The 25,658-nt window shown below is 69.6% G+C and carries 24 protein-coding genes; 8 read left to right on the forward strand and 16 right to left on the reverse strand.

Features of this window, described 5'->3' with window-relative positions:
• Nucleotides 1-66 precede the first annotated feature (66 nt).
• Nucleotides 67-1,506 (reverse strand): hypothetical protein, encoded by a 1,440-nt coding sequence (locus tag AB0E69_RS21660; RefSeq protein WP_360148625.1) that lies wholly within the window; start codon nucleotides 1,504-1,506, stop codon nucleotides 67-69.
• Nucleotides 1,507-1,517: 11 nt separating this feature from the next.
• Nucleotides 1,518-1,871: a hypothetical protein gene (locus AB0E69_RS21665; RefSeq protein WP_360148628.1), complete on the reverse strand. Its 354-nt coding sequence runs from the start codon at nucleotides 1,869-1,871 to the stop codon at nucleotides 1,518-1,520.
• Between the two features lie 193 nt (nucleotides 1,872-2,064).
• On the opposite strand from AB0E69_RS21665, the gene AB0E69_RS21670 reads away from it, so the two are divergent.
• Nucleotides 2,065-2,823, forward strand: coding sequence for a class I SAM-dependent methyltransferase (locus tag AB0E69_RS21670; protein WP_360148631.1), 759 nt, complete (start codon nucleotides 2,065-2,067; stop codon nucleotides 2,821-2,823).
• A gap of 21 nt (nucleotides 2,824-2,844) precedes the next feature.
• Here the strand turns inward: AB0E69_RS21670 and AB0E69_RS21675 are convergent, their stop codons facing one another.
• On the reverse strand, nucleotides 2,845-5,145 hold the full coding sequence (locus AB0E69_RS21675; RefSeq protein WP_360148634.1) for a CDP-alcohol phosphatidyltransferase family protein: 2,301 nt from the start codon (nucleotides 5,143-5,145) through the stop codon (nucleotides 2,845-2,847).
• 144 nt (nucleotides 5,146-5,289) lie between these two features.
• Between AB0E69_RS21675 and AB0E69_RS21680 the strand changes: the two genes are divergently transcribed.
• The gene (locus AB0E69_RS21680) at nucleotides 5,290-6,318 is read left to right on the forward strand and encodes a glycosyltransferase family 4 protein (RefSeq protein WP_360148637.1); all 1,029 of its coding nucleotides are present in this window, start codon (nucleotides 5,290-5,292) and stop codon (nucleotides 6,316-6,318) included.
• 91 nt (nucleotides 6,319-6,409) lie between these two features.
• Nucleotides 6,410-7,342, forward strand: coding sequence for a lysylphosphatidylglycerol synthase transmembrane domain-containing protein (locus AB0E69_RS21685; protein WP_360148640.1), 933 nt, complete (start codon nucleotides 6,410-6,412; stop codon nucleotides 7,340-7,342).
• Nucleotides 7,343-7,408: 66 nt separating this feature from the next.
• On the opposite strand, the gene AB0E69_RS21690 is transcribed toward AB0E69_RS21685, so the two are convergent.
• The 3 genes from AB0E69_RS21690 to AB0E69_RS21700 all read right to left on the reverse strand — a co-directional run bounded on the left by AB0E69_RS21690 (nucleotide 7,409) and on the right by AB0E69_RS21700 (nucleotide 11,404).
• Complete coding sequence (locus tag AB0E69_RS21690; RefSeq protein WP_360148643.1) at nucleotides 7,409-9,076, reverse strand: hypothetical protein; 1,668 nt, start codon at nucleotides 9,074-9,076, stop codon at nucleotides 7,409-7,411.
• Between the two features lie 172 nt (nucleotides 9,077-9,248).
• Nucleotides 9,249-9,893 (reverse strand): peptide-methionine (S)-S-oxide reductase MsrA, encoded by a 645-nt coding sequence (gene msrA, locus AB0E69_RS21695; protein ID WP_360148646.1) that lies wholly within the window; start codon nucleotides 9,891-9,893, stop codon nucleotides 9,249-9,251.
• 83 nt (nucleotides 9,894-9,976) lie between these two features.
• Nucleotides 9,977-11,404: a PLP-dependent aminotransferase family protein gene (locus AB0E69_RS21700; RefSeq protein WP_360148649.1), complete on the reverse strand. Its 1,428-nt coding sequence runs from the start codon at nucleotides 11,402-11,404 to the stop codon at nucleotides 9,977-9,979.
• Nucleotides 11,405-11,466: 62 nt separating this feature from the next.
• Here AB0E69_RS21700 and AB0E69_RS21705 point away from each other — a divergent pair, with 62 nt between their 5' ends.
• Nucleotides 11,467-12,135 carry a hypothetical protein gene (locus AB0E69_RS21705; protein WP_360148652.1) on the forward strand — a complete coding sequence of 223 codons (669 nt, stop codon included), beginning with the start codon at nucleotides 11,467-11,469 and terminating at the stop codon, nucleotides 12,133-12,135.
• Between the two features lie 19 nt (nucleotides 12,136-12,154).
• Here AB0E69_RS21705 and AB0E69_RS21710 read toward each other — a convergent pair whose 3' ends face one another.
• From AB0E69_RS21710 to AB0E69_RS21720, 3 genes are all read right to left on the reverse strand, one after another.
• Nucleotides 12,155-12,589 (reverse strand): SRPBCC domain-containing protein, encoded by a 435-nt coding sequence (locus AB0E69_RS21710; protein ID WP_360148654.1) that lies wholly within the window; start codon nucleotides 12,587-12,589, stop codon nucleotides 12,155-12,157.
• A gap of 93 nt (nucleotides 12,590-12,682) precedes the next feature.
• The gene (locus tag AB0E69_RS21715; protein ID WP_360148657.1) at nucleotides 12,683-14,425 is read right to left on the reverse strand and encodes a hypothetical protein; all 1,743 of its coding nucleotides are present in this window, start codon (nucleotides 14,423-14,425) and stop codon (nucleotides 12,683-12,685) included.
• Between the two features lie 8 nt (nucleotides 14,426-14,433).
• Nucleotides 14,434-15,015 carry a hypothetical protein gene (locus AB0E69_RS21720; RefSeq protein ID WP_360148660.1) on the reverse strand — a complete coding sequence of 194 codons (582 nt, stop codon included), beginning with the start codon at nucleotides 15,013-15,015 and terminating at the stop codon, nucleotides 14,434-14,436.
• A gap of 192 nt (nucleotides 15,016-15,207) precedes the next feature.
• On the opposite strand from AB0E69_RS21720, the gene AB0E69_RS21725 reads away from it, so the two are divergent.
• The 3 genes from AB0E69_RS21725 to AB0E69_RS21735 are packed head-to-tail and all read left to right on the forward strand — an operon-like array spanning nucleotide 15,208 to nucleotide 18,990.
• Nucleotides 15,208-16,362: a cystathionine gamma-synthase gene (locus AB0E69_RS21725; protein WP_360148663.1), complete on the forward strand. Its 1,155-nt coding sequence runs from the start codon at nucleotides 15,208-15,210 to the stop codon at nucleotides 16,360-16,362.
• A complete protein-coding gene (locus AB0E69_RS21730; RefSeq protein ID WP_360148666.1) occupies nucleotides 16,359-17,726 on the forward strand; it encodes a glutamate mutase L in 1,368 nt (455 codons plus the stop codon). Before AB0E69_RS21725 ends, AB0E69_RS21730 begins: the two co-directional genes overlap by 4 nt.
• Nucleotides 17,727-17,757: 31 nt before the next feature.
• Nucleotides 17,758-18,990 carry an AI-2E family transporter gene (locus AB0E69_RS21735; protein ID WP_360148669.1) on the forward strand — a complete coding sequence of 411 codons (1,233 nt, stop codon included), beginning with the start codon at nucleotides 17,758-17,760 and terminating at the stop codon, nucleotides 18,988-18,990.
• On the opposite strand, the gene AB0E69_RS21740 is transcribed toward AB0E69_RS21735, so the two are convergent.
• The 7 genes from AB0E69_RS21740 to AB0E69_RS21770 form a co-directional block, all read right to left on the reverse strand.
• Nucleotides 18,970-19,401, reverse strand: a complete 432-nt coding sequence (locus AB0E69_RS21740) for a hemerythrin domain-containing protein (RefSeq protein ID WP_360148672.1) — start codon at nucleotides 19,399-19,401, stop codon at nucleotides 18,970-18,972. The two genes, AB0E69_RS21735 and AB0E69_RS21740, sit on opposite strands and share 21 nt — an antisense overlap.
• A 68-nt stretch (nucleotides 19,402-19,469) precedes the next feature.
• Entirely contained in the window at nucleotides 19,470-20,600 is a 1,131-nt protein-coding gene (locus tag AB0E69_RS21745) for a hypothetical protein (protein WP_360148675.1), read from the reverse strand.
• A 10-nt stretch (nucleotides 20,601-20,610) separates the two neighbouring features.
• Entirely contained in the window at nucleotides 20,611-21,192 is a 582-nt protein-coding gene (locus AB0E69_RS21750; RefSeq protein WP_360148678.1) for a hypothetical protein, read from the reverse strand.
• Nucleotides 21,193-21,357: 165 nt separating this feature from the next.
• The gene (locus AB0E69_RS21755; protein WP_360148680.1) at nucleotides 21,358-21,699 is read right to left on the reverse strand and encodes a hypothetical protein; all 342 of its coding nucleotides are present in this window, start codon (nucleotides 21,697-21,699) and stop codon (nucleotides 21,358-21,360) included.
• Nucleotides 21,696-22,289 carry a hypothetical protein gene (locus AB0E69_RS21760; protein WP_360148682.1) on the reverse strand — a complete coding sequence of 198 codons (594 nt, stop codon included), beginning with the start codon at nucleotides 22,287-22,289 and terminating at the stop codon, nucleotides 21,696-21,698. The genes AB0E69_RS21755 and AB0E69_RS21760 overlap by 4 nt, the downstream gene beginning before the upstream one ends.
• A 146-nt stretch (nucleotides 22,290-22,435) precedes the next feature.
• Nucleotides 22,436-24,049, reverse strand: coding sequence for an MDR family MFS transporter (locus tag AB0E69_RS21765; protein ID WP_360148685.1), 1,614 nt, complete (start codon nucleotides 24,047-24,049; stop codon nucleotides 22,436-22,438).
• Nucleotides 24,046-24,642: a MarR family transcriptional regulator gene (locus AB0E69_RS21770; RefSeq protein ID WP_360148688.1), complete on the reverse strand. Its 597-nt coding sequence runs from the start codon at nucleotides 24,640-24,642 to the stop codon at nucleotides 24,046-24,048. The genes AB0E69_RS21765 and AB0E69_RS21770 overlap by 4 nt, the downstream gene beginning before the upstream one ends.
• Nucleotides 24,643-24,858: 216 nt before the next feature.
• On the opposite strand from AB0E69_RS21770, the gene AB0E69_RS21775 reads away from it, so the two are divergent.
• A complete protein-coding gene (locus tag AB0E69_RS21775) occupies nucleotides 24,859-25,656 on the forward strand; it encodes a type II CAAX endopeptidase family protein (protein ID WP_360150077.1) in 798 nt (265 codons plus the stop codon).
• Nucleotides 25,657-25,658: the final 2 nt, after the last annotated feature.

Here is a 25,658-nt window from a genome sequence, read left to right on the forward strand (position 1 = left end):
GTATAAGATTCTGAGTTTTCGCTCATTGTTTTTCTCTTTCTGCGGATTCAGCTGCGGGTTGATGGGTCAAGAACCGGCCGAGAAATAGCTCAGGACGACGAGGGCCGCGAATCCGCCGTAAATTGCCAGACTGATCCGGGCCCGTTTCACCCCGGGGAATCTGGAATCGGCGCGAGTCAGCTGGAGGAGCCCGATGATGCAGTAGATCAACGCGATCGGGGTCAGCAGGACGACTGCCAGCACACCCTTCAGGTACCAGGCGGGACCACCGAGGACCGCCCGCTGGGCCACGCCGCCGCGAGGCGGGGAGATGACTTCGTAGTAAGGGTTCGGAGCGCCCGGATACCCGTACGGGTTGACTGGCGGTGGTGGGTACCAAGGCTGGGGAACAACCGGTGGTGGCGGCGGTGGTGGTGACCACTGTTGTGGTGACCACTGTTGTGGCGTCGGCGGGGTCGGCACGGGCCGTGGTGGTGGAGTCGGTACGGGCCGCGGCGGTGGCGGTGGCTGAGGTGTTCCCTGATTCCAGTTCGTCGGCGGAAACGGATTGAACCTGGCCGGCGCCGGTTTCGGAGTGGGTTTCGGCTGCTGCTTCGGGGCCGTGATGGTGTCGAGTTCACGCAGCGCCTTCAGGTTGAACTGTCCGCCCGGGACGTAGGCGCGGACCAGCGCGTCGACCCACTCCTTGGGTCGCGGCCGCCGGTCCTGGTCCAGCGCGGACAGACCACGCCGCATCAGGCCGGCGATCTCCGGATCGAGCTGGCGCGGGATGCTGCCGGGCTCCGGCCAGCTGCCGTCGGCTGATCGGTCGAGCCGGCCCGGGGTCAGCAGCAGCCCGCGGTACATCGCGAGCGCGAGGCAGTACCAGTCGCTGTAGTGATCGTGCGCCGGGATCGCCCTGGTCACCACCCGGGGATCGGTCCAGCCGGCGGCCGCGACGCCCGTCTGCGGCGGCGGGTCGCGCAGGACCATCCCGTCACAGTCGATCAGGTACATGATCGGCTCGGGCTTCAGCGTCCAGGCGAGGTTCTTGGCGTTGAGGTCGCCGTGCACGAGCTGCTGCGCGTCGACGAACGCGAGGATCTCGGCCATCCGGAGCAGCAACGCCATCCGTTCCTTGGCCTGCGGCGGCCGGGCCCGGGACATGATCAGGAAGTCGAGGGTGCGGACCGTGCCGAGGTCGAGGTTGAACAGGTTGTCGGGAATTGCCGGCAGCAGTACAGCCGTGACGGTGTCGCGCCGATCGAGCACGAAGTCGACCGGCCAGTTCACCGAGGACTCTGGGGTCTCGCCCGGGCGCCTTCCCTGGGTGACCAGCACCTCGCGGCCGACATTGATCAGCGGAGCGAGCTGGGCCTGACTCGGCGCCTTGGCCGGACTGAAGTAGCGCTTGAGCACGAAGTGCGGGTCATCGGTCCGGTGGATCGAGCCCACTCCACCCTTGGCCAGGGTTGCCTGGTTCACCCGGTAGGTGCCGAACTGGCCGCGTTCGAGGTCGAATGCCATCGCCCCGCCTCTCAGCTGCTGCCGGTCGTCGAGATGGATTCGATGGTGCCGTCCGAGACCTCGCCGCGGTTGCCGCAGGTGGGGCAGGTGAAGTCCGGCCAGCTGTTGTCCCAGCACCCCAGGCTCTGACAACGACCGCACTGGACGAAGCTGTCGGCTCCGCAGCTCGGACAGCCGGTGTACGCCGGTCCGCGGACGAAACCGCCCGACTGCGACTGTCGCTCCGCGGCCACCGGACTGCTGTCAGGTCGCTGCCGCGACGCTCCGACGAGCTGCCACTGCTCGGCCTTCCACTCGAACCTGGCCACGCCAGGATGGCGGGTCGAGCTGCAGGTGAAGTTCACGAACAACGGCTGTGCGTTCACCATTCGCTCCGGCCCGGCCGCGCGCGAAACTCTTCCATGTGCATCCCTCCACGCCCCTGATTCCGCCCGCGCTGTACGACAGCCACGGGCCCGCCTCGACGTCCTTCGCCTGTCCCTGACGGACAGCGGGTCACGCCCTGTAGGTCGGGAAAATGGCGAGCGGTGGGGGATTGGGAGCTGTCAGGATGCTGGGATGGTTGCGCGGGGGTTGAGCTTCGGGGCGGTTGCGGCGGCGTACGAGCGGTTCCGGACCGGGTATCCCGTGGAGCTTCTCGAGCTGGTGATGGCGTACGCCGGTGAGCCGATCCAGACCGCTCTCGAGATCGGCGCCGGGACGGGTAAGGCGACGCGGCTGTTCGTGCAGGGAGGGATCGCGGTCACGGCGACCGAGCCCGACGCGGCCATGCTCGCGGAGCTGCGTAAACACCTGCCGGCGAACGTGACGACCGTACAAGCCGCCTTCGAGGACCTGCCGCTGGATGCGTCGTACGACCTGGTGTTTTCGGCTGCTGCGCTGCACTGGACCGACCCTGAGGGCCGGTGGGACCGGATGGCCGTGCTCGTCCGGCCGGGTGGTGTGTTCGCGTCGTTCGGCGTACCGATCCAGCTGGCCGACCCGGCTCTCAAGGAGGCGGTACGCGCGGCGCGTGCGCCGTACCTGGAGGACGACGGCGTCCCGTCGCCCGACGGCACACCTGCGGATCGCCCGATGCAATGGCCCGGCACCGAGCTGCAGCAGTCCGAGTGGTTCACGGACGTCCGGCAGTCAGTGATCGAACGCCGGCTGACGATCAGTGCCCAGGACTACATCGGACAACTCTCGACGGTCTCGGCGTACGTGCTCCTCCCGCCCGCCGACCGAGACGAAGTCTTCCGCCGAACACTCCAGGTGCTCCCGGAGACGGTGGAACTCAACGCCGAGATCACCGCTCACCTCGCCCGCCGCCACTAGTAGCTGGTCGAGCACGGCGAGCTAGTGGCCGTAGGTGATGAGGAAGCGGTCGCGGAAGGTGTCCATCGGCGAGACCGGTGCGCCGGCGTCGGGTCGCAGCCCGGTCTGCCAGCCCCAGTCCGCTGCGCGAGCCGTCACGGCTGGGTCGGCGGCGATGATGCTCACCGGTACGTCGTGGCTCGCCTCGTTGCCCGACACGATGCTCGCCGGCTGATGATCGCCGAGGACGACGAGCACCAGGTTGCGGTCGTGGAGCTGCTGGACGAACGAGGTCAGGGCGTCGAGAGAGTAGGCGATGGACTGTGCGTAGGCGGCCTTCACCCGGTCCGGCTGTCGCCATACGTCTTCGGGCGAGTCACCCTCAGCCGGCATCGGGTCGAAGACCGAGCCGTCACCCAGCTGGCTCCAGTCGACCAGCCGGGGGAGCGGCGCCCATGGCGTGTGGCTGGAAACCAGGTCGACCTCGGCCATGACGGGCGCGCGGTTCGGCTTGTCCAGCTCCAGCCGCTGGAGGGCGGCCAGGGTGTACTGGTCAGGCATCGAGGCATAGCTGAACGCCGGTCCGGCGTACCCCACGTTCCGGCGGTCGTAGACCATGTCGTAGTGGTAGTACGTCCTGGCCACCGACCAGTCCTCGTTGTTGGACGGTACGTCGGCGACTGTCCGCCACCCGGCCCGGCCGAACGCGTCGGTGAGGGTGACCCGGTCGAGGGTGACGAGGTGGTCGTACCGCTGCTGGTTGTTCACCCACAGCCCGGACTGCAAGGTGGAGTGCGCCAGCCAGCTGATGCCGCCGAACGTCGGCGAGGTGAGGAAGCCGCTGCGCGCGGAGAAGCCGGCCTGCTGCAGCCGTCGGTCCCCGGCCTCGAGCGCCGACCCGACGACAGGAGAGTCGAGCGCAGTACGTCCGTAGCTCTCGACGAAGACCAGGAGCACGTCCTTGCCTCTCAGGCCGGTCAGTAGGTCGTTGCCAGGGGTGTCGCGGAAGGGGTCCTGCTCGAGCGCCCGTACGAACTCTCGCTGGTCGCGGAGGTCGGCACGGACCTGTGTGGCGAGCCGGGCCGCGGAGGCCGACGCGGGCCGTCGTACGGGCTGCGGCCCGGCGCCGGTCAGCGCGGGCACGATCGAGATCGCGGCCAGGACGGCTACGACCCGGATCGTCGGCCGCCGGTATCTCGCCACGAGCCGGGTCACCCGCAGTGCCGACAGCGGCAGCAGGGCGAGCAGGACCACGCAGAGGAGTCCGGCTCCGATAAAGACTGCGATCGCGCCGACACGGCCGATCGAGTCGCCGAGCAGGCCCAGCGCGGAGCCGGCGTACGCCGCGTCGTACACGGGATGGAAGGCGCGGTCGAAGGCGAAGTAGAAGCCTCTGTCGAGCAGCCGCAGAATCAGCAGCACCCCAAGGATGAGACCGCCGATCAGTGCGAGGACCCGCGCGAGTCTCGACGGCAGTACGCAGACGAGGAGGATGAACACCAGGCCCTCGAGCGGGATCCGGAGGAAGGCGGCCGGCGACAGGTGGCCGGTGTGGTCCGGCAGGAGGAGCGCAGCCCAGAGCAGGAGGATCGCGAGCGCCGACGTCACGGTGGCACGAGTGCCGCGCGGGCTTCCGGCCTGGCGCCAGAGCCCCCAGATCTGACGGCCGAACGATTCGGCCAGCAGTCCCAGCGCGATCAGCACCAGCACCGTGGTCACGGCATCGGGCAGGATGCCGGCCACAACGACGGTCAGGGTGATGCCCTGGATCGCGGCGACCACCTTGGCCCAGTAGCGAGGCGGCAGCGAACCGCGCAGCCACGGCAACGCCCAGCCGGCGGCCACGAACAGATAGCGAGCCGCACCGATCGCGAGCACCCACCAACCTGTCGTACGGGCGACGTACACACTGAGGATCAGGATCAGGAACGCGTCGACTTCCATGTCGAAGCGCGCGCCGAATGCCGAAGCGGTGCCGGTACGCCGAGCGATCCGGCCGTCCACCCCGTCGAGGACCAGCGCGATCGTCGAGAGCGTCACGAGGATCGCCACCGGCGCCCGGCCGCCGAACGAGTCCGCCGTGAGCGCCGCGACCCCGCAGGCGAGGACCGCGCGAGCCAGCGTCACTCTGTCCGCGGGTCCAAGTCCGTCACGACGGTGACGGGCCATCGCTCGGGCGAGCAGCGCGGCAAGGCCGGCTCCGGAGACGACGCCGGTTACCCAGCCGGCGACGCCGAGGCCGGCGACCGCTGCGAGCCCGCCGAGGAGCACGAGCAGACCAGCGAAGCCGGCGAGCGGGCCGGTCGGGATGCGGCTGCGCACTCGACCCTGAACCAGACGCACAATGCCTCCGTATCTTCGGGTAACGAGCGTCATACGAGAACAGCGTCGCACCGGTTCATCCGGGCGGGCGAAGGAGGCTGCGGTGCCGACCGAAGCACGGGGATTCTGGATCGGCGAACTCGGCGCCGGCTGCGAGCGGTCGTTGTGAGACAGGTGCACGTCCTGGTCCCCGATGGGATCGACGATCCGCTGCGGCCGAGCGGCGGCAACGTCTACGACCGCCGCGTCTGTCGCGGGCTCATGGCACTCGGCTGGGCGGTCCACGAGCACGCCGTGGCCGGCCAGTGGCCCCGCCCCGACACGGCGGCCCGCTTGGCTGCGGTCGCGGCGCTGGCCCGGGTGCCGGACGGCGAAGTGGTGTTGGTCGATGGCCTGCTGGCTTCCGTGGTCCCGGAGCTGCTGGAGCCGGAGGCCGACCGCCTGCGGCTCGTCGTACTCCTCCACATGCCACGGGACGATGCGCGCGAGGTCGCTGCGCTGTCCGCGGCATCCGCGATCGTGGCTACGAGCGACTGGACCCGGCGGTGGCTGTTCGACCACTACGCCCTGGACCGCGTGTACGTCGTCCGGCCGGGCGTCGACAAGGCCGACCTGGTCTCGGGCTCGGTGTCCGGTGGGCGGTTGCTCTGCGTCGGAGCGCTCACCCCGGCCAAGGGCCCAGACCTCCTGCTCGAGGCGTTGGCCACGGTGAACGATCTGGCGTGGAGGTGCGTCTTCGTCGGTTCGTTGAATCTCGACCCGGAGTTCGTCGATGTGCTGCGCCGGCAGGCCAGGGACCGGCGGCTAGCCGACCGGGTGTGCTTCACCGGCCCGCTCACGGGGGCCGAGCTCGAGCACGCCTACGCAGAGGCGGACGCCTTGGTGCTGGCCTCCCAGTTCGAGACCTACGGCATGGTCGTCACCGAGGCGCTCGCCCGCGGGCTGCCGGTCGTGGCCACGAAGGTCGGCGGCGTACCGGAGGCTCTCGGCCACGCCGCCGATGGCAGCCGACCGGGCTTGCTGGTCGAGCCGGGCGATCCCAACGCTCTGGCGCAGGCGCTGCGAAGGTGGCTGAGCGATCCAGTGGAGCGCGCCCGGCTGCGCGTGGCGGCCAGCTCGCGGCGCCTGACGCTGTCCGACTGGGCGCAGACTGCACGCGAATTGGCGGTCGTGCTGACGGAAGTCGCCGGATGAACCAGCGGCAGGCGACAGCCGTGTTACTGGTACGAGCCCCAACTACGAGATCGGACCCGCCATCAGCCGAAACATCTGGACCTGGGCGCGCTTGGCAGGCGGCGCCGCGATCCTCGCCCTTCTTGTGTGGCGGGTAGGCACCGGCCCGTTGGTAGACGGGCTCCGGCTGACGACCGGTTGGCCGGTCGCCGCCGCGGTCGCGATCACGGCGCTGACCACGTTGTGCTGTGCCTGGCGGTGGCGGCTCGTCGCCGGCGGACTCGGCGTCGAGGTGCCGCTGCGGACCGCGGTGGCGGCGTACTACCGGTCCCAGTTCCTCAACGCCACGCTGCCGGGCGGGGTGATGGGCGACGTACACCGCGCCGTGCGTCACGGGCGCGAGGTCGGCGACCTGGGGCGTAGCCTGCGGGCCGTCGCGTGGGAGCGGGCGTCGGGATTTGCGGTACAGCTCGTGCTGACGGTGGGCGTACTGTTCCTGCTGTCCTGGCCGGCCCCCTCCTTTGTTCCTTCGGTCGCCGTGACGGTCGTGGTTGTCGCCGGGGTGGCGCTGATCGCCGTACCCCTTTGCCTGAACCGACGTCGCCTCTCCTCGCGGATCGGACGCGCCTTCACCAGCGATCTCCGTGGCGCGGTTCTCGCTCCGCGGGCCTGGCCGGGCATCCTGCTTGCCTCCACCGTCGCCGTGCTCGGCCACGCGTTGGTGTTCCTGATCGCGGTGCGAGCGACCGGGGCAGATGTTTCCCCGGCTCGGCTGTTGCCGCTAGCACTGGTTGTACTGACGGCCTCCGCGGTGCCGACGAATATCGCAGGCTGGGGCCCGCGCGAGGGCGCGGCCGCATGGGCGTTCAGCTCGGTCGGGCTCGGCGCGGGGCTGGGCGTCACTGTCGCGGTGGTGTACGGCATGCTCGCGCTGGTCGCAACGCTGCCGGGAGCCGTCGTCCTGCTGGTCGCGCGTCGGCACGCCCGGTCCGGCGCGCCCGGCCGGACCGATGCGCCGGAACTCGTCCAGCGCAAATACGCCTGACGCCCCTGAACTCGGAGAGTCCAGGGGCATCAGGCGTCAGCCGGCAACTTTGCGCCGGGGCTGCCTTCAGTGGTGGGTGGGGAGGATCTCCCAGGTGGTGTTGTCGCCGTGCTGCTGGGTCCAGAACAGGCGCCAGCCGGCGCGGAACGGCGTAGGCACCTTCGCGCCCAGGATGCCGTGCTCGGAGGCGTCTCCGTCGGACATGTGAATGCCGGTGATCTCGTTGTCTCCGTCGTTCTGGAATCCGGTCATGCCTGAAAACGCGGAGTCGATGGTCGCCGACGGGTCCCGGCCCTCGGCCAGGAAGCGCACCGGCTGCGCGCCGTGGGCGTAGTCGGCGTGGACGTCGAACAGGTAACCGGAGTCGAGCAGGCCGCGCTGGGTGTGGAGGCCGTCGCCGGCGTCCTCGACGTACGCGACGTGGTTCGCGTCGATGAAGGTGATGTTGTCCAGACCGGTGTGCGCCTTGTCGCCGTTGTAGACCAGCGACAAGCGGCCGGTGTCGGCCGTCGGGCCGGACTGGGTGAGCTTCAGGACCGCACCCCAGCCGCCGAACCCGTTGTTCGCGGTGCTGTCGGCGTTGGTGTCACCGGTCTCCTCGAACCAGAACTCGCCGAAGTGGGTGCCCGGCCGGAACTGGCCGTTCTCCGGTCGCTTGAACGGCGTCGCCTTGGCCGCCTTGGCCAGGGCGTTGGCGTCGAACGCGTTCCCGGAGGTGTCCGTGGCGGTGTCGTGGACCGTCACCCACCGCGTGCTGAACGAGAGCCCGTAGGTGTGCAGGTCCTTGGTGTCATCGCTGAACGTATTGCCGGTCGGGTGCGCGGCGTCGATCGGCTGGAACGCGATCGGCTGCCCGGTACGCCGCGAGATCACCTGCAGGGCCTGCAGTTTGCCGTGCTTGAGGTCGCCCTTCGCCACCGGTAGGAAGCGGTACACGAAGCTGTTCGGGAGCTTGGCCTTGTCGCCGGCGATCGTCGCGCCACCGGTGTCCTCGACCAGCCACACGTTGCCGGCGGAGTCGTTCTGCACACCTTCGTAGCCGGCCCGCCCGGTGGCAGCCGAGATGTCCTCGACCTGCGCGCCGACGGCGAGCGTCGACTGGTACACCCCGCCGTTGGCCCCGTTCTCGGCGGTGAGCAGCAGCCGCTTCGCCCACGGGTCCCAGGTGGATCCGTCGAACGGCGGCAGCGCCTTGCCGTCCGTGGTGGCCGTCGCCAGCAGGGTCACACGGTGGGCCGCGTCGGCGTCCAGGTTGATCCGGGTGAGCTCGCCGTCGCCGGAACCCTCGTGGCCCTGGAAGACGAAGTGGGTGCCGTAGTTGTAGTTGGGGTCGGCACCGTGCTGGCCCTTGAGTACCAGGTAGGTGTTCTTGTCCGGCTCGGTCTTCCCGGCCTCGACCTTGTGCGTGGCCGTCGGCAGGTCGCCCGGCGCCGGCAGCATCGGGCCGTCGCCGCGGTACCCGTAGAACGGCAGGTTCGCCGTACCGTTCTCCAGCTTGTCCGACCCCTGCGCGGCCACCTGCAGCGCCAACCCGGGCGACAGGACGTCAGGACTGCTCATCCCCGCGACCTTCGCGTTGGCGGGGACCGAGGTCAGCCGCGGGCTCCCGGCAGGCGCGGGCCCTCCCCGCGACCCGCCGCCGTCCGCCTGGGCGCCGGACTCGACTGCTCCGACCAGCGCCAGCGCCCCGATGGCGCCGACTGCCGCCACGCCGGCGATCGACCTGCTCTTCATCTACCCCTCCAGAAAGTTGATCCAGCAACAACCGCCATTCGATTCCAGCGGCGATCCTCGGGGCAGGTCAGACAGATGACATCTCGATGTACGTCCGGCCAACACCGAGCAACACGAGCAGCACACAAAACGAGGGCCCCACCGATGGTGGGGCCCTCGGTCTGCAGGAAACTCAGACGTCAGCCGGGAACTTCGCGCCGGTGTTGCTGTGGCAGCGGTAGCCGTTGGGGTTCTTGTACAGGTACTGCTGGTGGTAGGGCTCGGCGTAGTAGAAGGTGGTGGCGGGGGCTATTTCGGTGGTGATGTCGCCGTAGCCCAGGGGCTTGATGACGGGGGCGTAGAAGTCTCGGGTGCGTTCGGCTTCGGCGCGCTGGGCGTCGGTTGTGTAGTAGATGGCCGAGCGGTACTGGGAGCCCAGGTCGTTGCCCTGGCGCATGCCCTGGGTGGGGTCGTGGGTTTCCCAGAAGACCTTGAGGAGGTCGGTGAAGGTGGTCTTGGTGGGGTCGTAGACGACCCGGACCGCCTCGGTCTGGCCGGTGCGGCCGGTGCAGACCTCTTCGTACGTCGGGTTCGGGGTGTAGCCGCCGGCGTACCCGACCGCTGTCGTGTACACGCCGGGCTGCTGCCAGAAGATCTCCTCGGTGCCCCAGAAGCATCCGGTGCCGAACCAGACCTCCTCGAAGCCCTCGGGCGCGGCGGCGGTCTGCGGCGTGTGCAGGACGATGTTCTCGTCCGGTACGGCGAAGCCGGGAGTCTCCCGGCCGGGCAGAGCGGCCGTGGGCTCGACCATGGCGGTGTTGCGGCTGAAGAACGACATTCTCACGCCTCTCGCAGAGTTGCTTTCATGGTCTCTCAACGCCCGGGGTAAGGCGAACCTTCCCCACACCCCTTACGCCGCGATTACGCGATCATCACCGGCGCGCGGCGGGGCGCCGGCCCGACCGTCAGCGAGTCGTACGACGCGGCAAGCCGGCGTACTCCGTCACGCAAAGCGTCCACGTCGACCGTGAACGGCAGGCGGATGAACGACTCGAGCCCGCCGTCGGGGGAGAAACGCGACCCCGCCACCAGCAGTACGCCGTTCCGCTGAGCCACCCCGACCAGGCTGGAGCCGACCGGCTCGGGCAGCTCGCACCAGAGTGACAGCCCGCCGCCGGGCAGCCGGAAGCGCCACGACGCGAGGTCGGAGGCAACCGCCTGGGCCAGCACGTCGCGCCGATGAGCCAGTGAGGCCCGGCGCTCAGGCAGCAGGGTCGAGCGCTCGCGCAGCAACCCCGCCACCACGAGCTGCTCCAGAACGGGCGCGCCGAGATCGAGAGACGCTCGCGCGTCCAGCACCCGCGCGACCAGCGTCTCCGGCACCCGCAGCCACCCGATCCGCAGCCCGCCCCAGAACGACTTGCTCACCGAGCCCACCGTGATGACCCCGGCCGGGTCGTACGTCGCGAACGGCGGCGGCAGCTCCTGCCCGTCCAGCGACAGCTCGAAGAGCGTCTCGTCCACGATCGCCGTGGTCCGCGCTCGCGCAAAGGCGATCGCCAGCCGCTGCCGATCGGCCGCCGGCATCAGAAAACCGGTCGGGTTCTGGAAGTCCACCACCAGCCACGCCGCCCGCGGCGCCGTCTGCCGAATCGTTGCCTCCAGCAACGGTAGGTCCCATCCGCCCGGCGACATCGGTACCGCGACCACCCGGCACCCGCTGCGCCGGATCGCGTCCACCGAGTTCGGGTGGGTCGGGCTCTCGGTCAGCACCCGGTCCCCGATCTGCGTCATCGCGCGGACGGCGATCGACGTCGCCGCCAGAGCGCCGGCGGTGACGATGATCTGGTCCGGTGACGTCGGCAGCCCTCGTTCCGCGTACGCGGCCGCGATCTCCTCCCGCAGTACCGGCAGCCCCTGCGGGTGGTACCCGGGCGTCGCCAGGTGCCGCGGCAGTTCCAGAGCCGCCGACGTCACCGCGGTACTGATCCCCGGTACGGCGGCCGGCGCCGCGCAGGTGAAGTCGTACAGCCCGTCCGTGTCGATCCCCGGCGCGTGGTGCCGCCCGAGCTCCGGCTCGATCTTCGACGGCAGCGCGGTGACGCTGCCCGACCCGCGCCGACTAATCAGGTAACCGCTGTCGCGCAGTTCCCGGTACGCCGACGCCACCGTCGTACGGCTGACCCCGAGCACGTCGGTCAGCTCTCGCTCGCTCGGCAGCCGCGAGCCGGGCATGATCCGCCCGTCCGCGATCAGCAGGCGGAGCCGCTCGGCCAGGACCCGGTACGCCGGACCCGGTCCAGCCCAGTCGCCCAACAGGCCGGACAACGTGCTCGCAGGAAGGTGCATGCAGTCCACTATCCACGAATTGGCTATCGGAAACCAGGCCACTTGCGCGGGAAACTGGATCAGTGACCGCCACCTCCGACGCCCCACCGCGCCAACTCGCGCCGATCAACCCGATCCAGCAGCTGAAGGCGGGCCACCTGCCGCGCCGCCTGGTCCAGCTGTACGTCGGTCTGACCCTGTACGGCGGCTCGATGGGCCTGATGATCCAGGGCAACCTCGGCCTGGACCCGTGGGACGTCTTCCACTCCGGCCTCACCAAGCACCTCGGGCTGAGCTTCGGCACGATCGTGATCGCGGTCAGCTTCGTCGTCCTGCTGGCCTGGATCCCGCTCCGCCAGTGGCCAGGTCTCGGCACGATCAGCAACGCGATCGTCATCGGTCTGGTCACCGACCTGACGCTCGCCACCGTCGACCGCCCACAGCAGCTGTGGCTCCGGATCGTCTTCATGCTCGCCGGTGTCGTCGTCAACGCCCTCGCCGGCGCCCTCTACATCGGTGCCCAGTTCGGCCCCGGTCCTCGTGACGGCCTGATGACCGGGCTGGTACGCCGTACCGGTCTGAGCGTCCGGCTGGTCCGCACCTCGATCGAGCTCACCGTCCTGGCGACCGGCTTCCTGCTCGGTGGCTCGATCGGCGTGGGAACCGTCGTCTACGCGCTGTCCATCGGCCCGCTGGTCCACTTCCTCCTGCCGCTCTTCACCGTCCGGCTGAAGACCCAGCCGGCCGGCTGACGAGCAACGCCCTGGTGGTTCAGGCGGTCTTGTCGAGGTACTCGGCGAGTTCGCCGAGCTCGCTGCCCCAGCCGTCGGTGTTGGCGCTGAACGCGGTCTGGTACTCGTCGTCGGGGAGCTGGGAGAAGCCGGACTCGATCACCGTCAGCCGGGTGCCCGAGGTGACGGGCTCGAGGGTGAACTCGACGTACGTCCGGCGCGGGTCCTCCGCGGGGAGGCCGTAGATGTGCCAGGTGAAGCCGAACGTCGTCGGCTCCTCGATCCGCTCGATCCGCATCTCGGCCCGGTCGCCGCTGGACCAGGTCATCTCCGCGGTCCCGCCCGGGCGCAGGTCGATCGTCGCCGTATGACCGAACCAGGTCCCGAGCCCCTCCGCGGTGGTCAGCGCCGCCCACACCTTGGCCGGCGGATGCGCCAACTCGACCGTCCGCTCAATCCGATCAGGAAACCCCATCACAACCTCCAAGTGGCAACCAGCAAGTTGCGATCAATGTATGGCAACTTGCTGGTTGCGTCAATTTCTCGTCGGGGTTGGTTGCCGGTGTCGCTAACTTTCGCGGTTGGGCTGGTTGTTGGTCTTGGCGGCGGCCGTCTGCGGACCGCGCTGGGTGCCGGCTGCAGATGCTGAAGCGGCCTGCGTCGCCAGCTTGGGGTCGACGGTCTTCAGCGGAGGCTGGCCGGCGGTGGCCTTGTCCATGGCGCTGACAGAGTCTTCCTTGGCGGTCCGCTGCTGGTCCTTGGTGGGAATGGCCTCACCCTGCGCGTTCCGCTTTACGTCGCCCGCCGACTGGAACACCGGCTGTCGCACTGGCTCCCGCGCCGGTGCCTGCTGCGACGGTGCCTGCGCATTTGCTGCGGCGTTGTCCGTATCGACTGTCGGCGAGGCCGGCTCGTTCGTCACCGCCGGCTGTACCTGTGCCGCTTCGCCTGGCTGGGCCTGTGCCGCTTCGGCCGGCTGAGCCTGGGCCGCTGCGGCCGGCGCGGCTTGCGCCTGGGCGTTGGTCTCCGCGGCCTGCTCGGGCTGCGGCGTGAGGACCTCCGGTGGGCGCTCGGCGTCGTTGCCCACGGCGTTCCAGGTCTCGGTGGCGTTCTCCGCGGCTACCGGTTCAGGCCCGCCGCGAGTCTCCGCCTGCTGCGCGGCGTCCTGCTGAACCGCCGGCTGCTCGCCCGTACGAGCATCGACAGCAGGTCCCTGCTCTCCCAGCCGCGCCTCCCGGTCCTGGAGCTCCGCCAGTTGCGTTGCAAGCTGCTGTTGCAGGGCCTGGAGCGCCTCTGTGCGCTGGTCCAGGTCGACGCCGTCGCGAACTGCATGGGCGTAACCCGCGGCATAGGCCTCGTTGACGACCTCCCGGTCCTGCCCCGCTCCCTGCTGCTGGTAGGCATTGAAGGCTTCGTCCATGTTGGCGAAGGCCTCGGAATAGGCCTCAGGCTCCGCGCCGGTGACCTGCGGCCCGGTGACCTGCTGACCCGTGACCTGCACGCCGGTGGCCTGTGCGAGCTGGTTCTGTAGCTCGGCCATCAGCTGCTGTTGCTGGACGAGCAGCTGGTTCGCCATCTGGATCAGCTCGAAGATGGCCGGAGCCGCCCGGCGCAGTTCTTCCTTGAGCGCGCCGCCGAACCCCTGCTGCTGTCCCTGGGAACCTTGCGCCGGTGCGGCTTGCTGCTGGGCGTGGGCGTGCTGCTGCCGGTCGATCGGGCCTTCCTGCTGGCCTATGTAGCCCTGTTGCTGACCGGTCGCGGGGGAGTAGTACGACCCGCCGAGTGCGTCGGGCTGGAAGGTGTCGAAGATCTGGTTGTTCACCATGTTCGCGACGTCGGTCGGAGTAAACGCGGACTCGCCGTAGGCGCGGCGAACGTTCGCGTCCTGCCTCCTGGCGTTGTGGGCCGCGATCGACAGCCCGCCCTTGAGCCGCTTCCGGCCGCGCCGGACCGCCCGCATCTCGGAGACGGCGTTCCGCATACCGACGAACAGCCCTCTCCGCATGGGCTGGTTCTCCATGGCCTGCTGCGCGAGCTGGTTCAGCGCGTAGGCGGACCGGTCGGCTGTCTGTTCCCGGCGCGGATCTGCCGTTGCGGCGAGCTGGTGGTGGGCCAGGCGGGCCAGGTCGCGCTTGCTGAGCTTCGCCCGGCCCACTGCCTCGAGCACGTTCCGGTCGAAGTTCTTCGCGTTCTTGGCGGCCGCGGCCAGGGCGGCCTTGGTCTTGTTGGTGCCGGCCTGCTGCGGGTTGTGGGTCTCCGCCGACTGCCGCCACCGGTTCGACGAGGCGGACTCGGGAGGTTGCGCGCTCATCTGGACTCCTAGTCGATGTACACGGCGTAACTGACGCCGACGGCGGTCGTGAGCGGGTCCTTGGTCGGCTTGGTGCTGTAGAGGTGGATCTGGGCGCCCGGGCGCAGCCAGACGGCCAGGTGTCGCCGTCCGGTGCCGGCGCCCGGCTCCCACTCGTCCACGAAGGTCGGGCTGTTCTCGTCGCCGAGGTAGTCCGGCCGGCCCCAGTGCCGGGTCGCGAGCGCGAGGTGGTCCGGCCAGTGCTGGTCCAGCCCGGCCTCGGCCTCGGCGATGTCGTCGGGGCCGATCTCGTACGCCGACCAGCCGCTGTCGGGGCAGTCCGGGAACGCGAGGCCGTCGAACACGATCATCGTGGTCCCGCGCCGGGTGACGAAGCCCCAGGAGACCATCTCGGGGTCGATCACCTCGCCGGGCTCGAGCGGCCACGGCTGCCAGGGCGTATGCCGCATCACCCGGTGCACGAGCGCGCGCACGACCGCCGGACCGGACTCGTCGTTGTCCGGACCCGCGATCACGGTCCAGTCCGGAACCTCGGCGAGGTCCGCCATCGCCAGGTCGTCCTGGTCGAGCGGCCTGTCCTGCGTCTTCATGCCGGCCCGTCGTCCTTCCTGCTCGGTGTCCCGCGGCAACCACTGTGCGCAACCGTAGGCGGCGGAGTGGGTCATCCGCCAGCCGGTTCGACGCAGCTGTGGACAACCTGGATCCCTCCGGACGGCGGCAACCCGCTCCGCGCGCGTGGACGGGTGCGCGGAGCCGATCAGACCAGGCCGTACGCTGGTCCGGTGAACAAGGAACACCACTACGGTTTCGAGACGCTCGCCATCCACGCCGGGAACGAGCCCGACCCGACCACCGGTTCGGTGGTCCCGCCGATCTACGCGACCAGCACCTACAAGCAGGACGGCGTCGGCGGGCTGCGCAACGGGTACGAGTACAGCCGGTCGGCGAACCCGACCCGCACCGCACTGGAGGAGTGCCTGGCCGCGATCGAGGCGGGCAACCGCGGGTTCGCGTTCGCCAGCGGGCTGGCCGCCGAGGACACCCTGATCCGCTCGCTCTGCGTCCCGGGTGACCACGTGGTGTTCCCGGACGACGCGTACGGCGGCACGTTCCGGCTGTTCGCCCGCGTCCTGGGCAACTGGGGCGTGGAGATGACGCCGGCCGCGGTCACCCACCCGGAGGCGATCCGGGCGGCGATCCGGCCGGGCAAGACGAAGGTCGTCTGGCTGGAGACGCCGACCAACCCGCTGCTGAACGTCGCGGACATCGCGATCGTCGCGCAGGTCGCGCACGACGCGGGCGCACTGCTGGTGGTGGACAACACGTTCGCCTCGCCGTACCTGCAGCAGCCGCTCGAGCTCGGCGCGGACGTGGTCGTGCACTCGACGACGAAGTACATGGGCGGTCACTCGGACGTCGTCGGCGGTGCGCTGGTCGTGCGCGACGCCGAGTTGGCAGAGAAGATCGCCTTCCACCAGAACGCGATCGGTGCGGTCGCCGGGCCGTTCGACTCCTGGCTGGTACTGCGCGGCATCAAGACGCTCGGCGTGCGGATGGACCGGCACAGCGACAACGCGGAGAAGGTCGTCGAGTTCCTGCAGCGGCACAAGTCGGTCAGCCAGGTTCTGTACCCGGGCGTCGACGGGCACCCCGGGCACGAGACGGCCGCGAAGCAGATGAAGCGGTACGGCGGCATCGTCAGCTTCCGCGTCGCCGGCGGCCTCGAGCACGCGCTGGACATCTGCAACAAGGCGGAGGTCTTCACGCTGGGCGAGTCGCTCGGCGGCGTCGAGTCGCTGATCGAGCACCCGGGCAAGATGACCCACGCCTCGGTCGCCGGCACCCCGCTGGAGGTCCCCGCCGACCTCATCCGCCTGAGCGTCGGCATCGAGACGGTCGACGACCTCCTCCTCGACCTCGATCGTGCCATGGCGTGAGCCTGGTTGTAGCTGTCGACTTCGGGTCGACCTTCACCAAGGCGGTAGCGGTTGATCTCGGCTCGGGTGACCTGGTTGCCCGGGCCGAGTATCGGACGACGATCGACACGGACGTCATGGACGGCTGGCAGGCCTGCCGCGCGGTCCTGCGCGAAGCCGACCAGGCAGTCGACAAGGCTGAGGTGCTGGCCTGCTCCAGCGCCGGTGGTGGGCTGCGGATCGGTGTGGTGGGCAACGAAGAGTTGGTGACTGCTGAGGCCGGGAAGCGGGTTGCGCTCTCCAGTGGCGGGCGGGTCGTGGCTGTGGTGAGCGGCGGGTTGAGTGCCGGCTCGCAGAAGGAGCTGCGGAAGGAACGACCCGACGTCGTGCTCTTGCTGGGCGGGACGGACGGCGGCAACTCGGCGGTACTCGTGCGGGCCGCGACCACGCTGGCGAAGTACAAGTGGCGGAAACCGGTCGTTGTCGCGGGCAACATCGACGCGCGGGACGAGGTCGGCGGCCTGCTCGCGGACGCCGGTGTACCGCACGTGCTGGCGGACAACGTCGTACCGGAGATCGGTGTCTTCGCCCCCGACAGTGCGCGCGCGGCGATCCGCGAGATGTTCCTGGAGCACGTCATCGGCGGCAAGAATCTCTCCCGCGACCCGTCCTTCCAGCAGCTGGTCCGCGCCGCGACGCCGGACGTCGTACTGCGTGGTGTCGAGGTGCTGGCCGGCCTGCACGGGGATGTGGCCGTCGTGGACATCGGCGGGGCGACCACGGACGTCCACTCGGTGATCGAGCTCGACCCGGAGGACGCCAACCTCGGCCGCGAGGTCGTCGCGACCCACCCGGTGACCCGGACCGTCGAAGGCGACCTGGGCATGCGCTGGAGCGCCGTACCGGTCGTGGCGGCCGGTGTAGAGGCTGGGCTGGTCTCGGACAGCGGCCTGCGGGCAGCGGCCGAGCGGCGGCACGCGGACCCGGCGTACCTGCCTTCGACCGACCAGGAGGCGACGTACGACGAGCTGCTGGCCGGCGTGGCGGCTACGGTCGCGCTGCGGCGGCATGCGGGCCGGCAGCGGATCGTGTTCGGGCCAGGCGGGCGAGTGATCGAGCGGTCCGGGAAGGACTTGCGGGAGGTCGACTTGCTGGTCGGGTCCGGGGGAGTACTGCGGCACAACCCGCCCGAGGTTGCCGCCCGCATCCTCGGTGCGATCGGGACGAACGCCCAGGAGGAGGGCTGGCTGGTCCCGCAGCGCGCGGAGGTGTGCGTGGACAAGGACTACGTGCTGGCCGCCGTCGGCTTGCTGGCAGAGGACGAACCGAAGGCCGCGGAAGGGCTTGCCGCCCACATTCATAGAACCGGCATTCTCGGGCACTAGTCTCTGCAGCAGACCGAGCTGCGGAGGTGGGATGAGCAACACGGGGCGGGACGAAGCAGAGCGCGACGAAGAGAGTCCGGTCGCGGACAACCAGGTTCTGGAGGGGGTACCGGCGGAGACCCCCGAGCCGTACGCTCCGGTGGACGAGGCCGGGGTGACGCGGGGGATGTACATCGCCAGCACCTGGGCGTGGCGGTTCCTCGTGGTCGTTGCCGCTGTGGCCGTGGTCGGCTACGGGATCCGGTACCTCTCCGAGGTGTTCGTCCCGATCACTGTCGGCGTACTGCTCACCGCACTGCTCGTCCCGATTACCAACGGCCTGCAACGGCTGCGCCTTCCCCGTGGCCCGGCGGCCGGTATCACGGTGATCGCAACGATCGTCGTGGTCGCCGGTCTGCTCACCCTGGTCGGCACGCAGATCGCGGGTCAGTTCGACAGCCTTTCCACTCAGGTCGGCGAGGGCGTGCAGAGGCTGCGCGAGCTGGGCCGGATCAACTTCGGGCTCACCGATCAGGACGTCACCAACGCCATCAAGGCGGTGCGCGAGCAGCTCGCGTCCGGTGGCGGACTCGGTCACCAGGCGGCCGCGGTGGGTACGACGGCCACGCACGTCATCGCCGGGCTGTTCATCTCGCTGTTCTGCCTGTTCTTCTTCCTGTACCAGGGGGAGCAGATCTGGGCCTGGCTGGTCCGGCTGTTCCCGCGGCGCGCCCGCGACAAGGCCGACTCGTCCGGCCGGAAGGCGTGGGTCTCGCTGACCGCGTTCGTCCGCGCGACGATCATCGTCGCGGCCGTCGACGCGATCGGGATCTCCCTCGGCGCGGCGATCCTCGGGCTGCCGCTGGTGAGTGCGATCGGCATCCTGGTCTTCGTCGGCGCGTTCGTGCCGGTGGTCGGCGCACTCGTCAGCGGTATCGTCGCGGTCCTCGTCGCGTTGGTTGCCAAGGGCCCCATTGTGGCGATCGTGATGCTGGCGGTCGTGATCGGCGTACAGCAGCTGGAGGCGCACGTCCTGCAGCCGTTCCTGCTCGGCCGCGCGGTCAGCGTCCACCCGCTCGCCGTCATCCTGTCGATCGCCACCGGCGTCGTCATCGCCGGCATCGTCGGAGCCCTGGTCGCCGTCCCGACCGCCGCCGTCCTGAACGCCATCGTCAATCACCTGGCAGGCAACGACGTGGACCCCGAACCACCACGCCCGTTGCCACCCCTCCCCAGACGCAGGAACCGCACTGCCGAGCCGGCGTCATCGGAAGGGGAGAGCTAGCCGTCCGCTCCCGTCGTCCTCGAGCGCGTTGAGGGCGGCGGTGAGCTTTCGCTCTTCGTAGGTGAAGTGCGTCTCGATCAGCGCGGCAACGGTGTCGAGCTCCAGCGCCCGCTGCCCTGACTCGAGCTCGTCCAGCTTCTCCAGGCGGCGCAGGGCGTCCGCGATCAGGACGTGATCGCGGGCCAGCTCGTCCAGGACGGGTCGGAGTTCTGGGTACTCCGCCGCGAGCACCGGGAACGCTCCGGTGTCCTCGCCGGTGTGGTGACGGGTCAGTGCTCCGCAGAAGGACAAGCAGTGCGCGACGAGGTCCCGCCCACCCGGCTCGGCCGCGTCCCGCAGTACGTCGAGCTGCTCCCGAAGCCGCTCGTGAAACTCCACCAGCTGACTCCCGAACCCCAGCAGCCTCGACATCACCCGCAGTCTAACGCCCGACCGGCCGCCCTCCGAAGCGGAGAACGGCCGGTCGAACGAACTGCGGATCAGAGCTGCTTGCCGTCTTTCTTGCCGGGTTCAACGGTCGGGCCGGTCCGCTGCGCCTCGCCGAGGTTCGGCGCCTGCGACTCGTTGGCGAGCTGGCCTGCGTTGGTCTCCGCCGCCTGGCCGGCCGGCAGCATGCCGACCATTGCCGCTGACTGGGCGGTGTCGGTCTCGAGTCGCTGCTGCAGGCGGCCCGTCTCAGCCTGCAGGATCGCGATCCTGCCCTGGAGGTCCGGTGCGGTGGCGTAGGCGCTGTAGAGCTCGCCTGCCTCCTTGGCGTCCCGCGAAGCCACGTCCTTGAGGTTCGGGTCGAACTTCAGCTGAGCGGCGGTCGCCTTGACGCCCTCGGACATGATCGTGACGCGCGTCTTCTGCCGGTCGTACCAGCGCGAGACGGCGCCGGCCACGTCCTTGGCCGTGTCCGCCATGGCCGTACCCGCTGCTACCGCCACGTCGCTGATAGCGCCGCCAGTGGCGACAACCGCCCCGGTCACCGCTGTGCCTGCGGTAACCGCAGCGCCGCCTACTGCCCGGCCGGTCGCTGCCGCCGCGCCGCCGACTGCCCGGCCGGTCGCAACAACCGCCCCGGTCGCCGCCGTGCCTGCGGTGACCGCGGCGCCGCCGACTGCCCGGCCGGTCGCTGCCGCTACGCCGCCTACTGCCCGGCCGGTCGCCACAGTCGCGCCGCCGACTGCCCGGCCGGTCGCCACAGTCGCGTCGCCGACTGCCCGGCCGGTCGCCACAGTCGCGTCGCCGATTGCCCGGCCGGTGGCCACGGTCGCGCCGGCGGCTGCTCTGCCCGTGGCCTTCGCTGCGTCGACGGCGACGTCGCGGCCGGCGAGCGCGTACCGGTGGGCCTGGCCCGGCAGCGCGACTGCTGCTTCGGAGAGCCGGTGGTAGGTGTCGGAAACCGTCTTGTTCACCGCGGCGACCGCGTTGGCAGCGGTCCGGTGCAGGCGCTCCCTGAGCGGATCCCTACTGAGCACCCGGTTCAGCCGGCGAACCTGGTCGTCGTCCAGGTTGAGAACCATCTCGAGCCGCTGCTGCTGCTGCGGAGTCAAGTTGGACAGGTAGTCCCACGGTTGAACGATGCTCCCCTGCTGCCACAGGGGGCCTTCGCTGGGTTGAGACATCCGAGATCTCCTAGTCGATGTAGACCGCGTAGGTCACACCTACGGCGGTGGTCAGCGGGTGCTCGGTGGGTTTGACGCTGTACAGCTGGAACTGCGCGCCCGGCCGGACCCATACGGCCAGGTGGCGCCGATTCGCCCCCGCGCCCGGACCCCATTCGTCGAGGAAGTTCGGGTTGGTCTCGTCACTCACGTAGTTGGGCTCGCCGAAGTGCTTCTTGGCGAGCTCGAGGTTCGCCGGCCAGGTCTCGTCCAGCCCGGCCTCGGCGGCCGGAATGTCCTCCGGCTGGATCTCGTACGCCGACCAGCCGCTCTCGCGGGTGTCGGCGAAGGCCATCCCGGGGAACACGATCATCGTCGTCCCGCGCGGCGTGGTGAAACCCCACGACGCGGAGACATCGGGGATCTGCTCGCCGGCCTGCAGCGGCCAGGGCCTCCAGTCGGTCGCCGCGGTGACCCGCTGCACGACGGCCCGGACCACCTCGACACCGGTCTCGTCGTTGTCCGGGCCGGCGATCTTGGCCCAGTCCGTGATCTCGGCGAGGTCGGCCATTGCCTGGTCGTCCTGGTCGAGCGGTCTGTCCTGCGTCTTCATTCCGGGCTTGTCCTTCCGTAGCTTCGTCAAGCCGTCGTCGGCCACCGTAGGAGCCGGTCAGGGTCAAGAACAACGGGCTCTTTGTTGCCTGTGGATAACTATTCCGAGTTCCGAATTGGTCCAGTGGCGGCTGCTGAGACGCAGAACGCGGGCGACACGTTCCCGCTAGCGGCCGGAGTGGCTGGGACCGGTGTTGCCGGGACCCCGCTTGTCCGTACCTCGGTTGGCCGGGCCGGTGGTGCTGCCGCGGGCGCCGGTGTTGTCGCCGACACTGCGGACCTTTCCGGGCGCGGGCATGCCGGCCAGGAAGGCAGGGTCGTCCGCCAACGCGGTACCGGCGCTTCGTCCGGCGGGTCCGCCGGCCGAGATCGAGGCCACCGCCTCCGGGCTGAGGGTCCGTGGCCGCTCGGGAGCCTGATCCGGACCGTTCGGGAACTGCTGGGCGTCCCGGCCCGCGATGCGGCGTGCCTGCCTGGTCGACACGTTTTCTGGGGCGGCTTCGGTCATGTCCCCTCCTCGTTGAGGTAGACCACGTAGTTGATGCCTACCGACACCGACAGTGGGCGGCGGCGCGGTTTGTTGCTGTAGAGATGAATCTCCGCACCGGGCGGTGTCCAAACCGCCAGGTGCCGCCGGTCGATACCGGCGCCAGGGGCCCACTCGTCGTCGAATCCCGGTTTGCTGTCGAGTCCGACGTACGCCGGCTGTCCCCAGTTCCGGCAGGCGAGGTCGAACTTCACCGGCCAGTGCTCGTCCAGGCCGGCGGCGGCCTCGTCGACGTCGTACGGCTCGATCGCGAACGCGACCCAGCCGCTGAACGGGCTGTGCGGCAGCACCTGGTCGTCGTACACCGCCATCTCGGTGTTCCGCCGGGTCAGGAAGCCCCAGCCGTCGAGCTGGTCGTCGATCACGGTCTTGCGGTTGATCGGCCACGGCTTCCAGTTGGTCGCCGACTTGACCCGCTTGATCAGCCGGCGCACCGGGACCGGGCCGGTCGCCCCCGAGTGCGGCCCACCGAGCCGCCGCCAGTCGCGGACCTCGGCCAGGTCCGCCATCGCCCGCTCGTCGTCGTCCAGCGGCCGGTCAAGTGTCTTCATCCGGTGGATGTCTCCAGTCGCTCCGTCCGTGACCTACCCACATCGAAAACTAGAGGGTCGGCGGGGTCAGCCGGGCGGTTCCGTCTCAGGCAGCAGAACGGCCGCCCCGGGAGATCCCCGGGACGGCCGTTCGTGGTCCGGACCGATCAGTGCATCGCGCCGGCGGCCGATGCCTCGAGCGACTCCTCGCCCGCGGGCTTCGGGCCGTCGTTGCGCCCGGCCAGCTTCTGCTCCGGCGTGATGATCGCCAGCACCAGCGCGATCGCCAGGAACGGCAGCGAGACCAGGAACACGTCGCCCATCGCGTCGACCAGGCCGTGCAGCGCCCAGCCCTTCATCGGCTCCTTCAGCATGTGCAGTGCCTGCACGCTGTTGGCCGCCTCGGCCAGCTTGCCGACCATGCCCTGCGCGGCCTGCGGCACCAGGTCGCCCAGGTGCACCTTGAGCCGGCTGGTCAGGACGGCACCGAAGACCGCCGTACCGATCGCGCCACCCATCGAGCGGAAGAACGTCATCGTCGAGGTCGCGGTCCCCATGTGCTGCCGGGGAACGCTGTTCTGCGCGGCGGTGACGGTGATCTGCATCGAGAGGCCGAGACCCGAGCCCATGATGAACATGTAGATGGCCAGGTGCCAGTAGGGCGTGGTCAGGCTCAGCGTGGACAGCAGCAGCATCGCGCCGCTGACCAGGATCGCGGAGATGATCGGGTAGATCTTGTAGCGGCCGGTCCGGCTCATCAGCTGGCCACTCGGGATCGAGGCGGAGAAGATGCCGACGATCATCGGCAGCAGCGCCAGGCCCGAGCGGGTCGGGGACAGGTCCTTGACCGCCTGCAGGTAGAGCGGCAGGAAGATCAGCGCGCCGAACATCGCGACACCGAGCAGGAACGCGAACCCGGCGTACCCGGAGAAGATCCGGCCCTTGAACAGGTCCATCGGGACGATCGGCTCGGCGACCCGAAGCTCGATGAAGACGAATGCGACGGCGAGGACGACGGCGGCGACGAGCAGACCGATCGTGGTGCCGGTGCCCCAGCCATTGGTCGGGCCGCTCCAGGAGATGGCCAGCAGCAGCGTGGTGACCGCGGCGGTCACGACGGCCGCGCCGAGGTAGTCGATCTTGTGCGAGCGCTTCACGTGCGGCAGCCGGAGCACGGCGCCGACGATGCCCAGGGCAACGAGGCCGATCGGCAGGTTGATCCAGAAGATCCAGCGCCAGCCCGGACCGTCGGTGAGCAGGCCGCCGAGCAGCGGGCCGGCCACCGAGGAGAGGCCGAAGACGGCGCCGAAGTACCCCATGTACTTACCGCGCTCGCGCGGCGGGATCACGTCGCCGATGGTGGCGAAGGCCAGCGACATCAGACCGCCGGCGCCCAGACCCTGGACGGCCCGGAAGCCGATCAGCATCTCGATGTTCTGCGACAGCGCCGCCAGCACGGAGCCGGCCAGGAAGGTGACGATCGCCGCGATGAACAGCGGGCGGCGGCCGTAGAGGTCGGAGATCTTGCCCCACAGCGGGGTGGAGGCGGTCGAGGTCAGCAGGTAGGCCGTGACGACCCAGGACAGCTTGTCCAGGCTGTTGAAGTCGCTGACGATCCGGGGCAGCGCCGTACCGACGATGCTCTGGTCGAGAGCGGCCAGGAACATACCGGCCATCAGTCCGCCGAGGACGACCAGGATCTGCTTGTGCGAAAGGTAGTTCGGACCGCCGTCGGACGGAGCTGAAGCTCCGCCGGCGGTGGCGGGCTCTGTGGTGCTCATGTGGTGCTCTCCAGGTTCTTCTCGGTGTTCCCCCGGGCGGTGTCGCCATCGGCCGGGAAGTCTGTGTTCAATTCGGTACGGCGCTCCGCGCTGAGCCGGGGCGCGACCGCGGCCCAGCCCTTGTCGGCCCAGGCGCTGTTCGCGGGGGCGTCGGTGTGCGCGGCGACGCCGTCGGCGAACCGGGTCATCAGCCGCTCGAAGGTCCGCATGTCCTGCTCGGACCAGCCCTCCATCGCGGCGCTCAGTAGCTCCATCCGGCGGCGGGCGCTTTCCTCCCACTGCTGGATGCCCTCGTCGGTGAGCTCGACCCGGAAGGCGCGACCGTCGTCGGGGTCGGGGGAGCGCTTGACGAGGCCCAGCTGCTCCAGGGCACGGATGTGGCGGCTGGTCGTCGAGGCGTCCAGCTCCATCCGGGCGGCCAGCTCGGACAGCCGCAGGGCGCCGCTGCACCGGAGCACGAACAACGCGATGTGCGCGCTGTGGTCGATCGTGTCGCCGGGCTGCTTGGCCTTCAGTCGGCGTCCGACTCGGGAGAACGCGTGCATGACACCCTCGATCGGGGTCTGTGGCGTCCACGGGTCGTTTGCTTGCATGTTGCAAGCATATACATGCTTGCGTGATACACGCAAATGAGTTTCCAGATTCTTTGAGTGAGTCGCTACTCATTTACTTGCTGTAGCGGAGCGGCTACGGATTGCGACAGGTGGGCTTACGTCCACCCGGGTGGGTCGGTCCAGCACCCTCGCTGCGCCCGCCTCCGGCGGCGAAGAGTTACCCCGACGACAGGGATTGGGGAGCGCAGCGTGACGATGACCAGCGGCCTGGTGACGGGTAGCGCGACGACGACGAGACGACGACTGATCGAGTTCGGCGTGATCTGTGTGGTGCTGACCTGGGTGCCGTGGGCGGCGCTCGGGGTTCTGGGGGTGGAGCTCGACGGGGGACCGGGGCAGCTGGTCTTCGGGCTGGCGGCCGCTGGGCCTTCGTTGGCCGCACTTTTGATGTTCCTGTGGCACCGCGAGCGGCGGCGTGGTGTCCAATGGTCGCTGCGGTGGCCGGTGACGGCTGTGGTGGTCGGGGCGTTTGCTCCGCTGGCCGCGACTGCGTTGGCCGGGGATCTGCCGGAGCTACCGGGACATGCGTCCTCGGTGATCGCCGGTGCGGGCGGTTTGCTGGGTGCGGCGGCGTACACGTTCTTGGCTGGGCCGGTCGCTGAGGAGTTCGGCTGGCGCGGGTACGTGCAGCCTCGGCTGCGGGAGCGCTTCGGGCCGCTGGCGACGACGGCGATCCTCGGTGCGGCGTGGGGGCTGTGGCACGTGCCGCTGTACTTCCTGCCCGGCACCGGCCAGCACGACGACGGGTTCTTCACCGCGCAGGGTGTGACGTTCTTCCTCGGGCTCTTCCCGCTGACCTTCATCATGCTGACCGTGACCGAGCGCCTGCGGGGCGGCGTACCCGCGGCGATCCTCATCCACGCCGCGTTCAATCTGACCGAGGAGCTGGTGCCTCCGCTGGGCAAGGGGGTGTGGGTAGAGCTCTTGGTACTCACCGCTGTTGCTGCCGCGTTGCTGCCATTCTGGAGGGCAGACCGACGACGCGAGAGGTGACG

Source organism: Kribbella sp. NPDC026611 (assembly GCF_040638345.1).
Classification (GTDB): domain Bacteria; phylum Actinomycetota; class Actinomycetes; order Propionibacteriales; family Kribbellaceae; genus Kribbella.